4 protein-coding genes and 1 pseudogene are annotated in these 3,378 nt (G+C 68.6%); 3 read left to right on the top strand and 2 right to left on the bottom strand.

What is annotated here, in order from left to right:
* The coding region (locus ACFWSK_RS37495) for a transposase (RefSeq protein WP_383796601.1) at positions 1-208 on the bottom strand (208 nt) is incomplete at its 3' end.
* Between the two features lie 366 nt (positions 209-574).
* Positions 575-1,156: a TetR/AcrR family transcriptional regulator gene (locus ACFWSK_RS37490; protein ID WP_383796598.1), complete on the bottom strand. Its 582-nt coding sequence runs from the start codon at positions 1,154-1,156 to the stop codon at positions 575-577.
* Between the two features lie 142 nt (positions 1,157-1,298).
* Here ACFWSK_RS37490 and ACFWSK_RS37485 point away from each other — a divergent pair, with 142 nt between their 5' ends.
* From ACFWSK_RS37485 to ACFWSK_RS37475, 3 genes and pseudogenes are all read left to right on the top strand, one after another.
* Positions 1,299-2,117, top strand: coding sequence for an SDR family NAD(P)-dependent oxidoreductase (locus tag ACFWSK_RS37485; RefSeq protein ID WP_383796596.1), 819 nt, complete (start codon positions 1,299-1,301; stop codon positions 2,115-2,117).
* Positions 2,114-3,064, top strand: a complete 951-nt coding sequence (locus ACFWSK_RS37480) for a DMT family transporter (RefSeq protein ID WP_383796593.1) — start codon at positions 2,114-2,116, stop codon at positions 3,062-3,064. The genes ACFWSK_RS37485 and ACFWSK_RS37480 overlap by 4 nt, the downstream gene beginning before the upstream one ends.
* A gap of 108 nt (positions 3,065-3,172) precedes the next feature.
* A pseudogene (locus ACFWSK_RS37475) lies at positions 3,173-3,378 on the top strand (IS5/IS1182 family transposase); the annotation flags it as partial.

The following is a 3,378-nucleotide window of genomic DNA, read 5'->3' as shown; positions in this document are numbered from 1 at the left end:
CGTCGTAGAGCCCACCGTGTCCCCGCCGGTGTTCGCCGACCAGTGACAGTTCCACCAGGGACCGGACCGGCCCGTCCGCGCACAACACCGCGTCCACGAGTTCGAACAGTCCATCCGCACGCCTGGTCAGACAGGAGTAGAACTCACCCCGGAAGCGTGACAGTCCCGCAATCGGATCCTGCCGGACGACGTGATGCGACAGACTCATCCCCACGGCCTTCGTGCTGAGCGTTGTGTGTTCCTTGGTCGGATCACATGCTCAGCCGAAGGCCGCCCGCATGTACCGAAGTTACCAGTCCGAGTGATCAAGTACGACGAGCCGTTCGGACCCCGAGGTTAAAGATCAAGTTAGGGTCTGCCGATCATTAACCTGTCGTCTTGATCTTGTTGTTGGGCTGCTGCTTTGGGCGGCCACTCTGGCTCGAAGGGCTGCCAGGGCGGTCGGTGGGGTGATGGCCGGCGAGATCGTGATGCCCTGCGTTTCAAGCAGTTGCCTGATCTTCAGCAGGGTGCGGTGCATTGCGGTGCGGCTGCTGTTGTGTCCGGGCGATAGTCGCTCGGGTCTGCGGCGAGCTCAGGTGCGTGGTCCCGCGCCATGCAGCAGGGTGTCGATGATGCGGGCGGCGAGGGTGTCGGTGTCGATGCCGGTATCGTCCGGGCTGCCGCGCAGGGCCTCCCCGAGGAGCGCGTAGTAGACCCGCCGCACCCAGTGGAGGTCGGCTGCCTCGTCGATGAGCTTGTCCGCCCGGGCCCGTTCCAGCACTGTGATGCAACGTCGGCCGATGTCCTCGTGGAGGGCGGCCGCTTCGCTGTCGGGATCGGCCGGCAGTTCCAGGGCGAATGCCCAGGCGCCCTTCACCTCGAGCACATTGGCCGTGATCCGGTGCAATGCCACCAGGGGAGGGGCGGTGTCCGGCCGGCCGTCCTCCACGGCTTGGACGAGCTGGCGGGCGGCCGACGAAGCCAGGGCGTCGATCAGCGCCTGCCGATGGGCGAACCGCCGGTGGATCGTTGTCCTGGCCACCCCAGCCGCAGTCGCGATCTGCTCCATCGACGCGCCGGGATCCGTGGAGAGCACGCGTTCGGCTGCCTCCAGGATCGCGCGCACGCTGCGCTCCGCGTCCGCCCGCAACGGCCGTGCCGCTGTCTCGCTCATGGCGCCTCCCGCTCATCTGCTTGACCTTCGAAACGATACACCGCTGGGCCATCTCAAAATTAACTGCATCGTGACTGTTGCAGTTATGAAAGATGTCGGTACTCTTCTGTCTTAGTTTCTCGTCGAGTGAAGGAGATTTTCCGTGCACAGTGCAGCGCTTATCACCGGTGCCTCATCCGGACTCGGGGCGGAGTTCGCCGAACAGCTCGCCGCCCGCGGACACGATCTGATCCTGGTGGCGCGTTCCGAGGGCAGGCTCACCGCCCTCGCCGAGCGCCTCGCCGCGGAGCACGGCATCCGCGCCCACGTCCTGGTCCAGGACCTCTCCGAGCCCGATGCGGCCCGGCAGATCGCCGGTCGTCTCGCCGCCCGCGGCCTGAGCGTCGACCTGCTGGTCAACAACGCCGGATTCGGCACGTGCGGTCGCTTCGAGGACATCGCCGCGGACCGTGACCACGACCAGCTGATGGTCAACGTCGTCGCGCTCGTCGACCTTACGCACGCACTGCTCCCCGGCATGCTGGAGCGCGGCACGGGCGCAGTCGTGAACGTCGCGTCCACCGCGGGCTTCCAGCCCTCCCCGTACTTCGCCGTCTACAGCGCGGCCAAGGGCTTTGTGCTGAACTTCGGGCTCGCCCTGCGCCAGGAGTACCGCGGGCGCGGCATTCGCGTACTCACTCTGTGCCCCGGCCCGGTCGACACCCCCTTCTTCGAGGCCATCGGCACCCGCAAGGCGGCCGTCAACGGCTCGATGACCACGCCGGAGCCGGTGGTACGCGCCGCTCTGCGCGCACTCGACCGCGACCGCGGCTACGTCACCCCCGGACTCGGCAATGCCCTGGCCGCGCATCTGCTGCCGCGCCGGCCGCGCACCCTGGTCGCCGCCATTGCCGAGCGCGTCACCCGTAAGGTCCTCAGCCCCGCGGGCACCGCCCCGCAGTCGAAGGAGTACGCGGCATGAGTTCCTCCACGGTTCCGGCCGCCGGTGCCGCCGCCGCGATGCTGCTCGTCGGCACCTCGACAGCCGTCTCCGCGACGATTGCCGACTACCCCGTCCTCAGCGGTCAGGCCCTGCGCTACGCGCTCGCCGCGGCGATCCTCCTTGCCGTCGTACGCCACCGCCGTTTACCTCGCGCCGGCCTGACCCCCCGTGACTTCCTGCTCCTTTTGGCGCTGGCCGCCACAGGCCTGGCGGGCTTCAACATCTTCCTGGTCGAAGCCACCCGGCACGCGAGCCCTGCCATGATCGGCACTGTGGTCGGAGCGATCCCCATCGTCCTCGCACTCGTCGGGCCGTTGACGGAACGCCGCCGGCCGGCCGCGCGCACCGTCGGCGCCGCGGCTGTCGTGACCCTGGGCGCTGCCGTCGCCGCAGGGCTCGGCGGCGGCAGCCTGCACGGTGTGCTGCTGTCGCTGGGAGCGCTCGTCGGAGAGGTCGCCTTCTCGCTGCTCGCTCTTCCCCTGCTGCCCAAACTCGGCCCCATGAGGGTTGCCGCCTATCCCGCGGCGCTGGCCGTGCCCATGCTGCTGGCCGCGAGCATCGCCCTGGACGGTACGAGCTCCCTTCGCCTGCCCACCCCCACCGAAGCGGCCGCCTTCGGCTACCTCGGTGTACTCGTCACAGCCACTGCCTTCTTCCTCTGGTACGACGCGCTGCGCCGACTGGGCGCCGCACGTGCCGGACTCTTCGCCGGACTCGTCCCGGTGGGTGCACTGGTCACCACAGTCGCACTCGGGCTCGGCGAGGCGGGCCTTGCAGATGTTGCCGGCGCCCTGCTCGTCGCCGCAGGTGTCCTGATCGGTCTGCGGCAGCCTGCGCCGACCGGCGTTGCAGGGCGGGCCGGCCGTCCTGTCCGGCGGTCCCGAACCGAAGACGAGCAGCAAGTGCCGGCGTCATTCGAACGTTAGTAGTGCAGGCTCGGTAACCAGGTGCTCGGCGCCGAGAACCGTCCGCGTCACACGGTGAGGTGTGTCCAGTGCAAGCAGGCTCAGGAGCGGGGACGTCGAGTACGGCCGGGGGCGACGGCTCATCGGCGTTTCTCCGAGTGGACGAAGGCCAGGGTGTGGGCCAAGCTCCACCGCGTGGTGCTCGACGAGCTCGGCTCCCGCGGGCAGTTGGACTGGTCTCGCTGCGCGATCGACTCGGTGAACATGCGGGCCCTGAAAAGGGGGACCTGACAGGTCCGAATCCTGTCGACCGGGGCAAGTACGGGTCGAAGATC

This window comes from Streptomyces sp. NPDC058620 (genome assembly GCF_042717135.1).
Lineage (GTDB): Bacteria > Actinomycetota > Actinomycetes > Streptomycetales > Streptomycetaceae > Streptomyces.
The sequence above is the reverse complement of the archived record's forward strand: the minus strand, read 5'-3'. Positions and strand labels throughout refer to the sequence as shown.

Bases quoted from the DNA above. Each gene is read 5' to 3' on its own strand.
- ACFWSK_RS37490 (WP_383796598.1), bottom strand. From the start codon at position 1,156: ATGAGCGAGACAGCGGCACGGCCGTTGCGGGCGGACGCGGAGCGCAGC.
- ACFWSK_RS37480 (WP_383796593.1), top strand. From the start codon at position 2,114: ATGAGTTCCTCCACGGTTCCGGCCGCCGGTGCCGCCGCCGCGATGCTG.